The following is a 421-nucleotide window of genomic DNA, read 5'->3' as shown; positions in this document are numbered from 1 at the left end:
ATATAAACAACCAATCGCAGGTTGCGTTCAATCAACATCGCTCGAATTGCGGCATCCCCGGACGGTAATTTTTCCAATAAGTATTCTTCTTCTTCTCTCGTTAGCGGCGGCGGTAAAGCTTCGCTTCCACCTATGTAATAGATTTCTTCTCCCTTAAGACCAAGGAGCATCAAAATTCGATAGTACGCTAGTTGAAAAAGCATTTTCCACTTCAAGAGCATGTTAGTTTCCTCCTAAGAGTTTTGCGTAAGCAAAACTAGCTTCGTAAGCATTCTCTGAGTTTTCCGTAGAAAACTTGCATCGTAAGCATTCGCTGAGTTTTGCGTATGCAGAACAGACTTCATAAGCGCAATGAAAGCGCTAACCAGCAGAAATTAGTGCTGGATGTATGATCGCTTGATAGGAGCCGTCACTGCAAAGC

The 421-nt window shown here is 43.0% G+C and carries 1 pseudogene; it reads right to left on the bottom strand.

What is annotated here, in order from left to right:
- Window positions 1-221 (bottom strand): annotated as a pseudogene (locus AC1DUA_RS40750) (RNA polymerase sporulation sigma factor SigE); the annotation flags it as partial.
- Between the last annotated feature and the right edge of the window lie 200 nt (window positions 222-421).

The organism is Paenibacillus sp. 01T422 (assembly GCF_056398785.1).
Note: the sequence above shows the minus strand (reverse complement) of the source record. Positions and strands in the feature narration are given on the sequence as shown.